Consider the following 16,567-nt stretch of genomic DNA (forward strand, 5'->3'; position numbering starts at 1 on the left):
GAAGCGCCAGATGGCGCGCATGAATAAGGACGGCCGGGCAATGCCCGCAGGCCGCCGGGCCGGATTATTCCAGCCAGCTCTCGTTGAAGCGGAGCGGATCGGCGGCGGGGGCCGCGACAATGGCGAAATATGGCCTGGACCAGAGCGCACGAGGCGCGGATGCTTCGGCACGCAACACTGGCGCCAGGACGGAAGCCTCGGCGATTTCTTCCGCAACGGCGACGATCTCGGCGCTGCCGCGCTCCAGATTCGATGGCGCCGTGACGCGATCGCCGGATATCACGCCGGTCAAACCGCTCAAAAGTGCAGAAAGGAAAAGCAGAAGCTGCAAGGACGGTTCCACAATTGCGAAGCGCACCACATAGGTGCTCACAGCCGATCCGTCCAACCGAAATCGCTTTTCACGACACCTGACGCCCCCCTGACGTGCCGCCACTTCCGGCTGCAATTCGACGCGAAGGAACGATCTTCATTTTATCGGAGCCGCGGCCGGCGGATGCGCCGTCGGATTCGGATCGACACTGTCTTCAATCGTAACCGATGATCTGAAAATGACGTGCCTGCGCACGGCCTTGCCGGTTGCATCGCGAAACGGCACCATCGGCACGCTATTTCTGCCGGCGCAAAAATCGGGCGCTCCCGGAAGCGCCGTCTGCCAGGATGTCCTGCAATTCTCGATCTCACCGGTTTCCGACACGTCGAAATCCGCCACCATCGAAAAGGGTTGCGGAGCCGGCTGGCGCGCAAGATCGCCATCCTTGGGCAATTGCCAGCGCACGCGCTGATCATATTGCGACGCCATCGCCCGGCCCCGCCGATCCTTTGCCGGATCGAACTGACCGCGTAATTTGAGCAGGTTGCATGTCAGATCGTCGAGAATCCGGTGCCCGCTGGACGCCGTGACGGAACAGCCGGTCACGGCCCCTTCGGCCGAAATCGACAATTGAACGGCCGACGCCCCTTCCATTCCCTCGCGCAGGGCCACCGCCGGATAGTCTTCGGTCGTCACCCACATCATCGAATTGCCAACCGGTTTTGCCTCCTGCACGGCAATATTGGCTACGGCCGACAGCATCAGCAACGACAGCAAGTTCACTTCCCCCCCATATCCTGATAGCCCCGCGGCGAATCTAGCAAGGGCTTCCTGCCATGTCATCGTCCACGCCGTCCCCGCTTGCCCCCGCCGCCTTCCCCGATCTGCCGCCGGTTGCCGGCGTCCATCCGGCCGTGGCGCGCGCGCATTACAAGACGTGGGATCGCTGCGACCTGACCTATATCGCGCTCGACGAAGGCACCGCCGTCGCCGGGGTGACCACCAAAAGCCTGTGCCCCTCGCCAGAAGTGGAATGGTGCCGCGCCGCCCTGCCGCTCGGCCGCGCCCGCGCGCTGGTAGTGAATGCCGGCAATTCCAACGCCTTCACCGGCCATCGCGGCCGCGCCGCAGTCGAAGCGATCACCGCCAAGGTCGCGGGCGCGATCGGCTGCGCGCCATCCGACGTGTTCGTCGCATCGACCGGAGTGATCGGCGTGCCGTTGCCCATCGACAAGGCCGAAGCCGGAATCGATGCGGCGCTGGCCGCCCCGCCCGCATCATGGGAAGATGCTGCCGCCACGATCATGACCACCGATACCTTCCCCAAGGCCGCCGCCGTCAAGGCGGTGATCGGCGGGCAGACGGTGGATATCGTCGGCATCATCAAGGGTTCGGGCATGATCGCGCCCGATATGGCGACGATGCTCGGCTTCATCTTCACCGACGCCGCCGTCGCTCCTGCTTTCCTCCAGACGATGCTGACCGAAGCGAACCGCCGCAGTTTTTCGTGCATCACGGTCGATGGCGACACATCGACGTCGGATACCGTGCTCGCCTTCGCGACCGGCAAGGCGGGCAATCCCCCCCTCGCCTCGTTCGATGATGCCGGGGCAGATGCGTTTCAGGCAGCCCTTACCGATCTGTGCACCCAGCTTGCCCAACTTGTCGTTCGCGATGGCGAAGGTGCGACGAAGTTCGTCGGCATCACCGTCGAAGGTGCGGCGTCGGACGAAAGCGCGCGCAGGATCGCCCTGTCGATCGCCAATTCCCCGCTGGTGAAGACCGCGATCGCCGGCGAGGACGCAAACTGGGGCCGCGTCGTCATGGCCGTGGGCAAGGCGGGTGAGCCGGCCGAACGCGACAAGCTGTCGATCAGCTTCGGCGCGACGCAGGTCGCCCGCGAAGGGCTGGCCGTCGAAGGGTATGACGAAGCCCCCGTCGCCGCCCACCTCAAAGGCCGGGAAATCGAAATCGGCGTGGATATCGGCCTCGGCAATGGCCGGGCGACCGTTTGGACCTGCGACCTCACCCACGGTTATATCGAAATCAACGCCGATTATCGCAGCTAGTGGATCAGCCTTGATCGTCGCCCCGGCGCATGCTGGGGCCTCGGGAAGCGATCACCCCCCGCCTTAAAGCGGGATCTTCGCGCTCCGGGCGATGAACGCACGCAGGTCCGCGCGCTCAGTCGCACCGACCATCGCGCCCGTCTGCGCTCCATCGATGAACATCAGCATCGTCGGCGTGCCTTCGACGCCAAATTCCTGGCGGGTGTAGGGATTTTCCTCGATATCGAGGCTGACGATATCGATCTTGCCGTCCAGATCGCCCGACATCTGATCAAGCCACTGTTCGACCGCGCGGCACGCCGCGCATTTCTTGCCCTGAAACAGGACGAGCACGGGCCGCTTGCCTTCCAGCGCGATCTGGAAACTGCTTTTCTCGCTGACCAGCCGGATCGTCTGCGCACCCGCCATCACGGGAAACGCCAAGGCGAGGGCGAAAAGCAACGGGCGGAGCATGGCCCAACATGGCCACAGCCCCGCCCGCATTGCAAGCCGCCGCATAGGCAAAGGGCGGCTACCGCCTCAGTTCGGCGTACCGGTGGGCGCAGGCACGCTAGCCGCCGGGGTTTCCACCGCCGATACAGCCGGCTCCGCGGCCGCGGCCGCCGTCGTTTCAGCGACGGCCACCGGCGCCGCGGCATCGGCCACCGCAACCGGCTTCAGCACGACATCCAGCTTGTCCGGAAACAGATTGTTGAGCGAGCCATTCGAACCATCGACAACCCCGCCGATGATGCCACCGATCAGAATGTTGCCGGCAGCCGCAGCCCCGCCGCCACCGCTGAACTTGCTTTCCACCTGCGCTTCGGCCGGTTCAAAGCCTTCCTTGGTGAAACGCGCCGTAAAGTCATGCTTGCGCTTCAACTTCAGCTTGCACGGCGTCACGCAAGTCTGGCCCGTGGTCAACGCCACGGCCGCGCCTTCGGGCTGCGAAGTGATAACATATTTCTGCTGGGTTCCGCGCGTAACCGTGGCGCAGGCAGGCAGAAGAAGAGCGACGGCAAGTGCCACGCCCAGACGCGATGCGTTCATAAATTGGTAGCCCCCGAATAGATAAGGAGCGCCCCCCGGCGCTCCTTATCTCCGGCTAGCGAGTTACCGGCCTCGCTTCAAGCGCAATTCCGAATTGGCTTCTAATATTATAGTTCGCTTTCGATCCAGCCCTTTAGCTGGCTTTTTGGTGCGGCGCCCACCTTGGTCGCGGCCGGTGCGCCATTCTTGAACAGGATCATCGTCGGAATACCGCGCACGCCATATTTGCCGGGGGCATCGGGATTGTCATCGATGTTGATCTTGGCGATCGTCACCTTTTCACCCAGTTCGACCGACAATTCTTCCAGCGACGGGCCGATCATCTTGCAGGGGCCGCACCATTCCGCCCAGAAATCGACCAGAACGGGGCCGTCGGCGGAAATCACGTCATCGTGGAACGAAGCGTCGGTGATGGTCTTGGTGGCCATGATGGCAAACTCCTTCGTGTTCCGGAACGATGTAGGCGGTGGACCGCTCCGGCTCAACGGTCGAGCGGCAGGATTTGCTCCTAGCCGGCCAAGCCTGGCTTGTGCAGGCGCAGCAATTCCGATGACAGGACCATCAGTTTCGGCCCCGCCGTATAGAGCAACGCGGCCTCCACGCGCCGGCCGGGAAATACCACGGCAAGCGCCGCGGCATAGGCCGCCATCTGCCGCAAATGATGATCCGGCACCGAATCGGCGCTGGCGGGCACCCGCCGGCCGGTCTTGAAATCCACGATCCGCACGGCATCGTCGCGCACCAGCAGGCGATCGACCGTGCCCGACACGACATCGCCGCCGACAACCGCCGCGATCGGCGCTTCGACCAGCGCATCGCCGCCGAAAATATCGGCCAAGGCAGGATCGGCAATGATCGCGCAGGCATCGGCGACCAGCGATTGGCGCAACGCCGGATCGGCCACCCCCGCGCCATGTTCCAGCCAGGCCAGCGCCGTTACCTCACGCCGGTCCGCCGCCACCGCCGGCAGCCGTTCGAACAGCGCATGCAGCAACGTGCCCCGCCGGGCCGCATCCTGCATCGCCGGGGTCGGCGGCGGATCGGCCACCGCATCCACGCCCAGCGACGATGGCGCCAGCGGTCGTGGCGGGCGCGCTTCCTTAGGCGCCGGCGCGCGCAGCCACAGTGGTTCGGCAAAGGGGATCGCCGCACGCGCCGGCCGTTCGTGGCCGCCGCGCGCGGTGCCACCGCGATGGTGCAGCGTCGCGCCCCACGGCGGATCATCCTCCGCGACCGCGCCCAGCGCCTCCATCGCGCCCTTGATCGCGCGATACCAGCTCGCTTCGGGTGGCACGCCCTTGGCCTTGGGGCCGAGCGCCCCGCCGATCACCAGCCGTTCCTCGGCCCGCGTCGCCGCGACGTACAGCAGCCGCCAATGCTCTTCGAGATCACGGCGGCGCGCGCGATCGATATCGTCGACCAGCCCGCCGCCCGCCAGTTCGGCCTTGCGCGGGCGGAACACGGGCACCGAAACGCCGTCTTCGATTTCCCAGTCCAGCCCACGCACCGGCGACGCCGATGGATCGCCGGTCGCATCCGCCAGGATCACCACCGGCGCCTGCAAGCCCTTTGATCCATGCACGGTCATCACCCGCACCGCATCCAGCGGGGCGGACGGATCGCGCTTGATCTCCACATCGCCGCGATCGAACCAGTCGATGAACCGCTGCAACGAAGGCGTGCTGTCGCTTTCAAACTGGAGCGCGGCGTTCAGCAGTTCATCGATCGGATCGCCCGCTTCCTGCCCCAGCCGCGCCAGCAGCCGGCGACGGCCATCGAGCGGGCCGGACAGCATCGCTTCCAGAAAGCGATAGGGCGTCGTCAAATCGGCGGTCGCCAGCAGATCGGCCAGCACATCCCGCGCCGCATCAAACCCCTGATGCTCACGCAGCGCCCGCCACAAACTACCCTTCCGGCCAAAGCCGATCGCATACAGATCATCCTGCGACAGCCCAATCAGCGGCGAAACCAGCAACCCCGCAAGGTTCAGATCATCGTCGGGCTGAAGCACGAAGCGCACCGCCGCCAGCAGATCGCGCACCGCCAGCGGCGCCGTCAGCCGCAGCCGATCGACCCCGGCCACCGGCACCCCTTCGGCATGGAGCCGCGCTACGATCAGCGCCGCCAGTTCGCCGCGCTTGCGCACCAAGATCAGCAAATCTTCCGGCCGGAACGGGCGGCCACGCCCATCCACCCAGAACGGATCGTCCATCCACGCGCGCACCTGCTGCGCCAGCCGCCCGGCAAAGGCGCGGGTGGCATCGTCGATCCAGCCTTCTTCCGCATCCGCTTCGTCGGCCGATCCCGCCGCGATCGGCGGCCACAAGGTCACCGAACCAAGCCGCCCTTCGCGCGCGCTCACATGGCGCGGCGGCGCTTCGGCCAGCCCCATCGCATCATGGCCAAGGTCCGCGATCAGGCGATCGACCACATCCAGCACCGGCGCCGTCGACCGGAATGACCGATCCAGCGACAATTGCAGAAACTCCCGGTCCGCCCCGCGTGCCCGCACGCCAAAGATATGCGCCGCCGCCAGGAACGCCGCCGGATCGGTCCCCTGAAATCCGAAGATCGCCTGCTTGAAATCGCCGACGGTGAAGATCGTGCGGTGCGCCGGATGCCGCGCGCCATCGCCCGCGAAAAACTCGCCCGCCAGCGCCGCCACGATCGCCCATTGCCGCGCATTGGTATCCTGCGCTTCATCGACCAGAATATGATCGATCGCCTGATCGAGCTTGTAACGCACCCAATCGCCCATCCCGTCGGACTGGAGCAATCGCACCGCCGCCCGGATCAAATCGTCGAAATCAACCACGCCGGCCACGCGCTTGGCATCGGTATAAGCCCGCGCATAGGCCTGCCCCGCGCGCAGGCCCGCCGCCAGCAGGTCCGCCAGCGCCGCGCGCAGCCGCAAGCCCGTCAGCGCCGAGGTGATGTCAAACGCCTTGCTTGCAAGCGCCGCATAATCATCCTCCTGCGGAGCCTGCCCTTTGGCAAACGAACGGATCGCCCGTCCTTCGTCCTTCGCCCATATCTCGTGAAGATCACCAAGCGTTTCAGCCCGCTGCCGGGGGGAAGCGGCAAGCCAGCGCGCAGCTATGTCCGCACGCTCCAACCCCTTCTTGGTGCCCCAACGCCCGTTAGCAAGCGAGATAGCGAGGACGGTGTTCACATCAAACGCATCGTCGGCGCATTTCTGCTCGATCACCGCATCGATATCGCCCAGCGGCACATCCAGCGCGGTGCGCACCTTGGCGGCAATACCCGGCCCCAGCGCTTCCATCGCTTCGGGCGCACGCGCGCAGGACAGCAGATAGCCCTCCGCTTCCTTCTCGCCCAGCCGCCGGCTCAGCGCCTGAATGTCGCGGATCAACCCCATTTCCCCGCCGCGCTCGGCCCGTTCGAGCAGATCGCCCAAGGTGCGGCGGGCAAGCGCCGCTTCCTCGCGCCCTTCCAGCGGCCGAAAACCGGGGGCCAGCCCCGCTTCATCGGGAAAGCCCGCTAGCAAGGTCTGGCAGAAAGCATGGATCGTCTGGATGCGCAGCCCACCGCCCGGCGCATCGAGCACGGCGGCGAACAACGCCCTTGCGCGGCCAATCGCGCCAACATCGCTGTCCGCGCCCAGCGCGAACAATTCCTTCTTCAGCGCATTTTCTTCCAGCCGCACCCACCAGGCCAGCCGCGCATGCACGCGCTCGGCCATTTCGGCGGCGCCTGCCTTGGTGAAGGTCAGGCACAGGATCGATTCCGGGCGCACCCCGCTCAGCAGAAGGCGCAGCACCCGCGCGCTCAGCACATGGGTCTTGCCCGTGCCGGCGGACGCCGACAGCCAGACAAGTTCACGCGGATCAGATGCGATGCGCTGTTCGCCGCGCAATTCGCTGAACGGTTTCAGGCGATTGGCCATCGCTCAGCCCTCCCCTGCCGCATCACCGCCGCCATCGCGGCCCTGCCATTCATCCAGCCGCATCAACTGATCATAATCCGCATAAGGCGCATGTTCGGGATGGAGCTTGGCGACGAACGGCTCCGTGCCCGTCAACCACAGCGTCGCCGCTTTCTCAAACACGCTTGCCGCCACCCCGGTAAAATCCTCGGGCGCGATCTTGGCCGTGCGGCCCGCCGTTGGGCTGGCGACGTGGCCCAGTTCGCCAGCTTTCGCCGCCAGCGACCAATATTCGAACGCGGCAGGCGTCCCGTCCACATCCTTGAAGCCGCCCTTTTCGGCGATCAGCCCCAGCAGGCCCAATTGCATGGCAAAGCCCGCCGCCACCTGCGCCCCACCCGGCGCCTTGCCCGTCTTGTAATCGACGATCGCAAGACCACCATCGGCCAGCCGGTCGATCCGGTCGGCCGTGCCATAGAGCCGGATGCCCGACACCTCGGCCTCGCCATAGATTTCAGCGGCAATCGGCGCGCGCCCGGCATCGCGATTCTCCGCGACCTGCCGGCCAACCCATTCGACCGCCTCGATCAGCCGGGGTGTCCACAAGGCGCGCAGCACCGGGTGCGCGGCGGTCGCATCGAGCATGGCGCGCGCCCGCGGCAGCAAGGTCGCCGGATCGCAGCCATCTTCCTTAAGCCACGCATCGAACACGCGGTGAACCGCACTGCCCCGCCACGCCGGCCCCGGATCGGCATCCACCGCATCGAGCCGCGACAGCCCCAGCATCGCATCGGCATAAAAAGCGAACGGATCCGCCTTCAGCCGATCAAGCCGCGTCACCGCGATCTTCTTCGGCCGATCGGCGGTCGGCGGGCACGGTGCCGGGCGATCCGCCGGCGTCGGCTGCCCCAATGGGCGATCGAGCGCACGCGCCCAGCCTTTCAGGCGCGGCGCGCGGGTCAGCCCGCCGGTCATCGCTTCCAGCCGCAGCCACAGCCGCGATGCGATGGCCGGTGCCCGCGCATCGCGCCGGGCGCGTGTCACCAGCACCTGCCGCGCACCCAGCGCAGACGCGAAATCATGCGAGGCCAAACCAATCCGCCGTTCCAGCCCCGGCAAGCCCAATGCCGCGCGCGCCGCCGGTGCCAGCCACGGATCGGGCGACGGCGCCGCCGGCCACGTCCCTTCGTTCAGGCCGCCAAGGATAACCAGATCGGCCTGCTGCAAACGCGCTTCCAGCAGCCCCCAGATCGAAATGCGCGGATGCCCGCCCTGCGGCGGCCGCACCGCCTCCGTTTCCATCAACTGGCGCAGGATGCGGTGGATATCATCGGCGGTCGCCCGCGCCGGCCCATCGCCGAACGCGGTTTCAAGCGCCGCGATCATATCGGCCGCCGCACGCCCGTCCGGCCCGCTCCACGCCGCATCGCCACCCAGCGCGCTCGCGGCATCACGCAATGCCGCAATCAGCGTCGCCGGCGCAGCGGCATCCGCAAAAGCGGCTTCCAGCGGTTCGAGCAACGCCACCGCCTTGCCCCACCACTCCGCCGCCGGCGCCCGCACCTTGCGTTCGCGCGCGTCACCTTCGCCCAGATGCCGCGTCACACCCGCCAGCCCGGCGGCCGGGCGCGGCCCGCGCAACGCCCGGTCGAGACGGCGTGCGCCATCCAGCCAGTCCAGCCGTTTATCGCCCCCCTGCACCAGCGGATGTTTGAGCAGCGCCAGCAACGCCACCGGCGCAAAGCCCTCCGCCGCCGCTTCGGCCAGCGCCAGCAACAACGCGCCGGCCGGCGTCGCCGAAAGCGGCCGGCCGGCAGAATCGTCCGCGCTGATCCCCCAGCGATTGAGATGCGCGGCCACCCGCCGCGCCAGCACGCGATCAGGCGTGATCAGCGCGGCGGTACGGCCGGGTATCTCGATCGCCTCGCGCAGCGCGATCGCAATCGCCTGTGCCTCTTCGGCCGGGCCATCCAGTTCCAGCGCGCGCACGCCGGTCAACCGCCGTTCGGCCGGTCGCAAGGTCGCCCATGCGCCGGTGAAGATCGCTGGTGTCATTGCATGGCCGATCGCGCGCGTGCGCGTTGCCGGCGCGTCATGCGCGCCACCGCGCCGCCACAGCCGCACTTCGCCCCGGCCAATATGCATCCGATCGAGCAGCAGTTTCAGGTGGAATTGCGGATGCGTTTCGATCGCGCGCTGCCGTCGGCCGGTGTCGGGATCCGGCTCATGCGGCCCCAGCGCGTCCCATGCGGCCTGGGCCATGCCAAGGTCCAGCCCCGGAAACACCACCATCCCGCCCGGCGCCGTCGCGATCACGCGCAACAGCCGCGCTACGGCCGGCGCCGATGTGGTGATGCCGGCGGCCACCACGAAACCCGCCTGCGGCAATGTCGCGCGCCAGCGATCCGCCGCCGCATCCAGCAGCCGATTGCGCCGGTCCACCGCATCCAGCCGCCCGCGCGCCGCCAGTTCGCCGGGCCAGCGCGCCAGCACCAGTTCCAAGGTCGCCAGCGACGTTTGCCAGTGCGCCGCCAGATTGGGTTCGACAGCAGGATCGATCAGCCGGGTCAGCCGGGTCGGATCGACTTCTTCGACCAGTAACTGATCCAGCGTGCGCGCCAGTTCGGCCGCCAACCGCACCGCTTCGGCGGCGGGCGCGGGATCGCCGGCCGCTGTCCGCGCTTCGCTCACCAGCCGGGCCAATATCATCAGCCGCGTCATCGGATCGATCGCCGGCGGCACCGGATCGCCATCGGCGGGATCCAGCAGCCCGCCCAGCGTTTCGCCCAGTTCCGTATCGCCGATCGCGATCAGGCGTGGCAGCAGCAGGCCGGCTTCGGCCCGGCGGACGAACGCATCCGTAACCGCGCGCACCGCGCGATTGTTGGGCAGCAGCACGATGCCCCGCGCCAGCCCCAGCGGATCGCCGCCGAACCGGGCGATCAGCCCCGCCGCCAGCGCATCGGCAAAGCCGCGATGCGGCGGAATGGTGTAAACGGCCGGGGCCGGTACGGCGTTCACCCGCGCGAAAGCAGGGCTTCGGTGCGCGCGATCGCGCCCGGCGTGCCGACGTCGAACCACAGCCCCTGATGCGCCAGGCCATAAACCCGGCCCGCCGCAATCGCCCGGTCCCACAGGATGTTGGTCGAAAACGCCCCGTCAGGCGCATCGGCGAACAGGCGCTTTGAAACGATCTGGATGCCGGTGAACACGAACGGCGCCACCTTGCCGGGCCGTCGCCGCGAAATCAGCCCGTCCCCGTCCATATGAAAATCGCCCTGGCCCGAATGGCAATGCGCGCGCGCCTGCGGGACGAGCAGCAGCAGCGCGTCCATCCGTGCATCGTCCCACCGCTGGCCGAGCAGCCGGATGGCATCGATCGGCCCGTCGACCCACAGATTATCGCTGTTGACGACAAGGAAATGATCGTCCCCGATCAGCGGCAGCGCGCGCGTCACTCCGCCGCCGGTTTCCAGCAGCAGATCGCGTTCGTCGGAAACGATGATCTCCATATCGCCGGCCTTGCGCCGCAGATGCGCTTCCAGTGCATCGGCCAGATAATGGACGTTGACCACCGCCCGGCCGATGCCCGCTCCGCGCAGCCGATCGAACACATGATCGAGCAGCGGCTTACCAGCGACTTCGACCAAAGGTTTCGGCCGGGTCGCGGTCAATGGACGCATCCGCTTGCCAAGGCCGGCGGCCAGCACCATCGCGGTACGGATCGGCCTCGCGCCCGGATCGGGTTGCAGCGCCAGCGGCTTGCGCGGCTCGTTCATACCGAACCCTGCATCCAATGCGCCGCACGGGCAGCGGCCGGCACGTTGGCATCGAACCAGCGCTTCACCGGGGCCAGCGCCGGATGCGCCAGATTGCGTTCCAGATACCCCCACACACGCGGCTGAAACGCCAGATAGCCGGCTTTGCCGTCGCGCTGCCATAGCCGGGTGAAGATACCCAAAATCTTGGTATTCCGCTGTGCGCCAAGGATTTCGTAATGCGCGCGGAACCGATCGGGATCGGCCCGGCCACCCGCGGCCAGATATTCGGCGAGCATCGCCTCCTCCAGTTCGGGCGTCACATCGCGCCGCGCATCCTGCAACAGCGAAACAAGGTCGTAGGCCGGGTGGCCTGCCAGCGCGTCCTGAAAATCAAGCAGGCCGAGCCGCTTCAGCCCCGGCCGGTCGAGCAGCAGCAGATTATCCGCATGATAATCCCGCAGCACCAGCACGGGATCGCCAGCCACGACGTCCAGCACATCGCCCCACACCGCGGCCCACGCCGCATCGAACCCGGCTTCGTCCACCTGCAACCCGGTTGCCGGGGCATACCATTCGGTGAACAGCCGCACTTCGCGCTGCATCACCGCCGCATCATAAGGCGCCAACCCACGCGGCGCGGCGCGCCTGGCCAGCGCGTCGAGCACATGGATCGCATCCGAATAGATGGCGCGTTCGGGCGCAGGATCGTCGCGCAGCACCGGGCCGACCAGCCGATCGCCAAAATCCTCCAGCAGCAGCAGGCCTAGCTCACGGTCCACCGCCAGCATCTCTGGTGCGGAAAGGCCGCGCGCGTTCAACTCCGCTGCAATCGCGATGAACGGGCCGATATCTTCCTTGTCGGGCGGCGCATCCATCAGCACCGCGCTGCGGCCGGGGGCAACCACCCGGAAATAGCGGCGGAAGCTCGCGTCACCCGCCAGCGGCAGGATTTCAGCGTCACCCCAACCGTTGCGGCGGAGAAAATCGGGGGCAGTGGAAGGCGGGATCATGCGGTGCGAAACTCACGCGGGGGCCATCGCGTTTCCCATGACGCCGGCACCGTCCAAGTCAAGCGGCGCGCGCCATCCGGGGTGGGTTCAAACGTCAGGTGGAGGGCATCCGGCCACAGCCTTGCGCCCAGCCGTTCCGCCCATTCGATCAGCAGCACGCCATCCTCCAGCGCCTCATCCAGCCCCAGTTCGGCCGCTTCGTCGCTATCGTCGATACGGTACAGATCGACATGCCAGACGGGCAGGCTCACGTCCGGCGGATCATAGGCCTGCACGATCGCAAAACTCGGGCTTGGCGCTTCTTCGGGAAAGCCGAGTGCGGCCAGCACCCCACGCGCAAAGCTGGTCTTGCCGGCACCCAGATCGCCATGCAACGCCACTACGTCGCCCACGCGCAGCAGGGGCGCCAGCGCCGCGCCCGCCGCCTCCGTCGCCTCCGCGTCCACCAATATCCAGCCGGTCATGCCGTCCTCGGCAGGTTGATGATGAAGGTCGTGCCCTCGCCCGGTTCCGATACCAGTTCCAGGGTCCCGCCATGTGCCTGCACGAACTGGCGGGTCAGCGGCAGGCCCAGCCCGGCCGCCGGCCGGCTATCGGCCACATCCGATGCACGATGGAAACGCTGGAAAATCCGGTCGCGATCCTCCGCCGGGATCCCCGCGCCATTGTCCGAAACGACGATGCGGGCTGTTTCGGCGTCCCCGCCCGCCTGCAACAATACGCGTCCACCTGCCGGCGTATAGAGAATGGCGTTGCGCAACAGATGATCGATCGCCTGCCGCAACCGGCGCGCATCGCCCGTAATCGTGCTTACCGCCGGGTCCACTTCGACCGCCAGTTCCAGCGGCCGCGCCTTGGCCGCATCGGCAATACCGGCCGCGGCCTCGCGTACCAGCGCCGCCAGATCCACCGCCTCGCCTTCCAGCGCCAACCCGCCGGCCTCGAAATCGGTCAGGTCCAGCACATCGTCGATCAGCGCGCCCAGCCGCGCCACCGATTCCAGAATGGCGCCCACATATTCCTGGCCCGTCGGTTCCAGCACGCCGGCATAGCCACCGGCCAGCATCTCGGCAAAGCCGCCGATCGTCGTCAGCGGTGTACGCAATTCATAACTCATGCTCGCCACGAACGCGCTTTTCAGGCGATCCGCTTCCTCCAGCGCCTCGTTGCGGTCGCGCAGCATCCGTTCCATCTTGCGGCTGTCGGTGACGTCCAGCATCGTGAACAGCGCATTGCCATCGGGCAGCGGCACGGCGGCAAATTCGAAATTGCGGCCATCGGCCAGCGCCACATTGCCCGTGCGCTGCTGCCGATCGACCGTGGCGATCCGCACCAGATCGCGGATCAACCCCGCCCGCGCCGGATTGACGAGGCGCTTGGCGACCACTTCCACCAGCGCGTCGACCCGCGGATGCTGCGCAAGCTCGGCCTCGCTAAGCTGCCACACATCCTTGAAGCGGCTGTTCCACAAATGCAGGCGGCCATCGGCGGCAAAGACACCGATCGCCTCGAACAGATTGTCGAACGTCGCGCCGCGCACGCGCAACAGCGTGTCGCGTGCGCTGGCCAACTGGATCTGTTCGGTGCGATCCTCGAAAATCAGCAACAGCCCGCCATCGGGCAACGGCTGGGCCAGCACCCGCAGATGGGCCCCGCCTGGCAACAGCCAGCTCTCCTCCACCGCTTCGCCGGCATCCTGAAACCATTGCCGCCGTTCATTTTTCCAGCCCGGAAAATCGCGGCTCTCAGGCGCGCGATTGGCTTCGCGCATCCGTTCCAGAACGCGATCAAATTCAGGGCGATCCGCCAGCCATTCCGGCTCCATCGCAAACAGACGCTGGAACGGCTGGTTACAGAAAACGAGATTCCGTTCCGGCCCGAACTGGGCAACCCCGGCGGAAAGATGGTCGAGCAGCACGCGCTGCGCCCGCGCAAAACGGCCCAGATCGGCGCGCGCCTGCTCCAGTTCGCCCACGTCGAACGCATAGCCGGCGACACCGGCCTCGCCCAACGGCACGTCGACGATGCGAACCATGCGCCGTTCGCCGGCGATCGTGGCGGGCACGGTGCGCACCAGCGGTTCGCCGCCATCCCGCGCGGCGGCGGCGGCGGCCATCGGGCCGATACCGTCGGTCGCCTCCACCAGTTCCAGCCCGCGCGCGATCACGTCGGCGGCGTCGGCCCCTTCGACCGCATCGACATAGTTGCTGTTCACCACCGCCAGCCGAAGGTCCGGACCACGGTGCCACATCGGAAAGGGGGCCGCTTCGATCAGCGCCGACAGCGAATCCAGCGCGCGGGTCAGGCGCAATCCGCCTTCGCGCAGACGGGCGATCTCTTCCTGGCTGTCGGTCGTGTCGAACAGCCACAGCACGACGCGTCCCGGCCGCGCACCCGGCCTTCCGCGCGCCACCAGGACGCGCGATGATTCGTTCACCTGAAAAGATCGGACGAACCCGGCCCCGCTGCGCTGTGTTGCGGCCACGTCACGCGCCAGTGCTGCCGCATCCTCTTGCGTAAGGCCATTATCGTGCCCGGCGAACGCTTCGATCGATCGGGGAATCTGGCGCAGGCCCAGCCAGTCGGCCAGCCGTTCGTCGGCGTCGATCTCGCCGTCGGGGCCGATCAGCACGGCCACGCCGGGTGCCGCCGCAACCAGTTCGGAAAGGCGATCGTGCGCCGCTTCGGCGATCGCGGCGCGGGCAGCGCGACGAAGCCCCGTGATCGTTGCCCAGCCGGCGGCCACCATCCAAAGCGCGGCCGCGCCGGCGATGGCCACGACGGCCCCGGTGCTGATCATGATCATATCATCCCGGCCGCAAAACCGCGCCGGCCATATACCCGTGCGAACCCCATGGGATCAGCCTTAGAACAGCGCATCGGGATAGACAAACCGCCTGAACGGCCGTCGCAATTTCATCGCCGGCACAGACCGGATCGGCGTCCGGGCCACCGCCATAAGCGGCAGCCCGGATCGCCTGGCGGATCAGTAGCGGTAATGATCCGGCTTGAACGGGCCTTCCGTCGAAACGCCGATATAGGCCGCCTGCTTTTCGGTCAGCTTGGTCAGCTTCACGCCCAGCTTGTCGAGATGCAGCGCGGCGACCTTTTCGTCGAGATGCTTGGGCAGGACGAACACTTCGTTCGCATACTGGCCGGGCTTCGTCCAAAGTTCGATCTGCGCCAGCACCTGATTGGTGAAGCTCGACGACATCACGAAGCTCGGGTGGCCGGTGGCGCAGCCAAGGTTCACCAGACGGCCCTTGGCCAGCACGATGATCTGCTTGCCATCGGGGAACTCGACAAGGTCGACCTGCGGCTTGATCTCGGTCCACTTGTAGTTGGACAGCGCCGCGATCTGGATCTCGCTGTCGAAGTGGCCGATGTTGCACACGATCGACATCGGCTTCATCGCCTTCATATGCTCGGCGGTGATGACGTCGGCATTGCCGGTCGCGGTCACGAAGATGTCGGACCGGGTCACGGCCTCTTCCATCGTCACGACTTCGAAACCTTCCATCGCCGCCTGCAATGCGCAGATCGGATCGACTTCGGTGACGAGCACGCGCGCGCCGCCGTTGCGCAGCGACTGGGCCGAACCCTTGCCGACATCGCCGAAGCCGGCGACGGTGGCGACCTTGCCGGCCAGCATCACGTCGGTCGCGCGGCGGATCGCGTCGACCAGCGATTCCTTGCAGCCGTACAGATTGTCGAACTTCGACTTGGTGACCGAATCGTTCACGTTGATCGCCGGGAAGGGAAGTTCACCCTTCTTGGCGATTTCGTACAGGCGATGGACGCCGGTGGTGGTTTCTTCCGAAACGCCCTTGATGTTCTTCACGCTCTCGGTGAGGTAGCCGGGCTTGCGCGCCAGGAACACCTTGAGCGCGCGCTGGAATTCGACTTCCTCGTCATTTTCAGGCGCAGGCAGCGTCGCGCCGGCTTCGATCTTGGCGCCCCACAGCGCGAACATCGTCGCGTCGCCACCATCGTCGAGGATCATGTTGGCGGTCACGCCATCGCCCCAATCGAAGATGCGATCGACATAATCCCAATATTCGGCCAGCGTTTCGCCCTTCACGGCGAACACCGGGATGCCGGCGGCGGCAATCGCGGCGGCGGCATGGTCCTGGGTCGAAAAGATGTTGCACGATGCCCAGCGCACTTCGGCGCCCAGATCGACCAGCGTTTCGATCAGCACGGCGGTTTGGATCGTCATGTGCAGCGAACCGACGATGCGCGCGCCCTTCAGCGGCTGCGACGCGCCGAATTCACGGCGCAGCGCCATGAGGCCGGGCATCTCGGTCTCGGCGATGTTGATTTCCTTGCGGCCGAAATCGGCGAGCGAGATATCGTGGACCAGATAATCGGTGAAGCTTTCGGCAGGCAGCGTTGCCACGTCGGTTCTCCTTTGGGGGAATCCTAAAGCCACGCGAAAACGCGCGCGGCCGATTGGCGGCGCATTTAGCCGTGCCCGCGCGGCAACGCAATTCCAAATA

The 16,567-nt window shown here is 66.7% G+C and carries 13 protein-coding genes; 1 reads left to right on the forward strand and 12 read right to left on the reverse strand.

The annotated features are described in order from the left end of the window. Positions 1-64 precede the first annotated feature (64 nt). Both KC8_RS05305 and KC8_RS05310 read right to left on the reverse strand, forming a co-directional pair. Complete coding sequence (locus KC8_RS05305; RefSeq protein WP_010123511.1) at positions 65-373, reverse strand: hypothetical protein; 309 nt, start codon at positions 371-373, stop codon at positions 65-67. Positions 374-469: 96 nt separating this feature from the next. Continuing rightward, positions 470-1,156 (reverse strand): energy transducer TonB, encoded by a 687-nt coding sequence (locus tag KC8_RS05310; RefSeq protein ID WP_232455629.1) that lies wholly within the window; start codon positions 1,154-1,156, stop codon positions 470-472. Between KC8_RS05310 and argJ the strand changes: the two genes are divergently transcribed. Continuing rightward, complete coding sequence (gene argJ / locus KC8_RS05315; protein WP_010123513.1) at positions 1,150-2,382, forward strand: bifunctional glutamate N-acetyltransferase/amino-acid acetyltransferase ArgJ; 1,233 nt, start codon at positions 1,150-1,152, stop codon at positions 2,380-2,382. The genes KC8_RS05310 and argJ overlap by 7 nt on opposite strands. A 63-nt stretch (positions 2,383-2,445) precedes the next feature. On the opposite strand, the gene KC8_RS05320 is transcribed toward argJ, so the two are convergent. The 10 genes from KC8_RS05320 to ahcY all read right to left on the reverse strand — a co-directional run bounded on the left by KC8_RS05320 (position 2,446) and on the right by ahcY (position 16,458). Next, the gene (locus tag KC8_RS05320) at positions 2,446-2,835 is read right to left on the reverse strand and encodes a thioredoxin family protein (RefSeq protein WP_010123514.1); all 390 of its coding nucleotides are present in this window, start codon (positions 2,833-2,835) and stop codon (positions 2,446-2,448) included. A 66-nt stretch (positions 2,836-2,901) separates the two neighbouring features. Further along, positions 2,902-3,411 carry a PEGA domain-containing protein gene (locus KC8_RS05325; RefSeq protein ID WP_010123515.1) on the reverse strand — a complete coding sequence of 170 codons (510 nt, stop codon included), beginning with the start codon at positions 3,409-3,411 and terminating at the stop codon, positions 2,902-2,904. Positions 3,412-3,518: 107 nt separating this feature from the next. Then, positions 3,519-3,839 (reverse strand): thioredoxin TrxA, encoded by a 321-nt coding sequence (gene trxA / locus KC8_RS05330; RefSeq protein WP_010123517.1) that lies wholly within the window; start codon positions 3,837-3,839, stop codon positions 3,519-3,521. An 80-nt stretch (positions 3,840-3,919) separates the two neighbouring features. Beyond that, a complete protein-coding gene (gene addA, locus KC8_RS05335; RefSeq protein WP_010123518.1) occupies positions 3,920-7,318 on the reverse strand; it encodes a double-strand break repair helicase AddA in 3,399 nt (1,132 codons plus the stop codon). A 3-nt stretch (positions 7,319-7,321) separates the two neighbouring features. Beyond that, positions 7,322-10,318, reverse strand: coding sequence for a double-strand break repair protein AddB (addB, locus tag KC8_RS05340; RefSeq protein ID WP_010123519.1), 2,997 nt, complete (start codon positions 10,316-10,318; stop codon positions 7,322-7,324). After that, positions 10,315-11,076: a nucleotidyltransferase family protein gene (locus KC8_RS05345; protein WP_010123520.1), complete on the reverse strand. Its 762-nt coding sequence runs from the start codon at positions 11,074-11,076 to the stop codon at positions 10,315-10,317. The genes addB and KC8_RS05345 overlap by 4 nt, the downstream gene beginning before the upstream one ends. After that, positions 11,073-12,068 (reverse strand): aminoglycoside phosphotransferase family protein, encoded by a 996-nt coding sequence (locus KC8_RS05350; protein WP_010123521.1) that lies wholly within the window; start codon positions 12,066-12,068, stop codon positions 11,073-11,075. Before KC8_RS05350 ends, KC8_RS05345 begins: the two co-directional genes overlap by 4 nt. Next, entirely contained in the window at positions 12,065-12,532 is a 468-nt protein-coding gene (gene tsaE / locus KC8_RS05355; RefSeq protein ID WP_010123522.1) for a tRNA (adenosine(37)-N6)-threonylcarbamoyltransferase complex ATPase subunit type 1 TsaE, read from the reverse strand. Before tsaE ends, KC8_RS05350 begins: the two co-directional genes overlap by 4 nt. Continuing rightward, positions 12,529-14,868, reverse strand: a complete 2,340-nt coding sequence (locus KC8_RS05360) for a sensor histidine kinase (protein WP_010123523.1) — start codon at positions 14,866-14,868, stop codon at positions 12,529-12,531. The genes tsaE and KC8_RS05360 overlap by 4 nt, the downstream gene beginning before the upstream one ends. A 186-nt stretch (positions 14,869-15,054) precedes the next feature. Next, on the reverse strand, positions 15,055-16,458 hold the full coding sequence (ahcY, locus tag KC8_RS05365) for an adenosylhomocysteinase (RefSeq protein WP_374952953.1): 1,404 nt from the start codon (positions 16,456-16,458) through the stop codon (positions 15,055-15,057). Positions 16,459-16,567: the final 109 nt, after the last annotated feature.

This window comes from Sphingomonas sp. KC8 (assembly GCF_002151445.1).
Classification (GTDB): Bacteria; Pseudomonadota; Alphaproteobacteria; order Sphingomonadales; family Sphingomonadaceae; genus Sphingomonas_E.

Bases quoted from the DNA above. Each gene is read 5' to 3' on its own strand.
- argJ (WP_010123513.1), top strand. From the start codon at position 1,150: ATGTCATCGTCCACGCCGTCCCCGCTTGCCCCCGCCGCCTTCCCCGAT.
- KC8_RS05310 (WP_232455629.1), bottom strand. From the start codon at position 1,156: ATGACATGGCAGGAAGCCCTTGCTAGATTCGCCGCGGGGCTATCAGGA.
- KC8_RS05320 (WP_010123514.1), bottom strand. From the start codon at position 2,835: ATGCTCCGCCCGTTGCTTTTCGCCCTCGCCTTGGCGTTTCCCGTGATG.
- KC8_RS05325 (WP_010123515.1), bottom strand. From the start codon at position 3,411: ATGAACGCATCGCGTCTGGGCGTGGCACTTGCCGTCGCTCTTCTTCTG.
- trxA (WP_010123517.1), bottom strand. From the start codon at position 3,839: ATGGCCACCAAGACCATCACCGACGCTTCGTTCCACGATGACGTGATT.
- addA (WP_010123518.1), bottom strand. From the start codon at position 7,318: ATGGCCAATCGCCTGAAACCGTTCAGCGAATTGCGCGGCGAACAGCGC.
- KC8_RS05345 (WP_010123520.1), bottom strand. From the start codon at position 11,076: ATGAACGAGCCGCGCAAGCCGCTGGCGCTGCAACCCGATCCGGGCGCG.
- KC8_RS05350 (WP_010123521.1), bottom strand. From the start codon at position 12,068: ATGATCCCGCCTTCCACTGCCCCCGATTTTCTCCGCCGCAACGGTTGG.
- tsaE (WP_010123522.1), bottom strand. From the start codon at position 12,532: ATGACCGGCTGGATATTGGTGGACGCGGAGGCGACGGAGGCGGCGGGC.
- KC8_RS05360 (WP_010123523.1), bottom strand. From the start codon at position 14,868: ATGATCAGCACCGGGGCCGTCGTGGCCATCGCCGGCGCGGCCGCGCTT.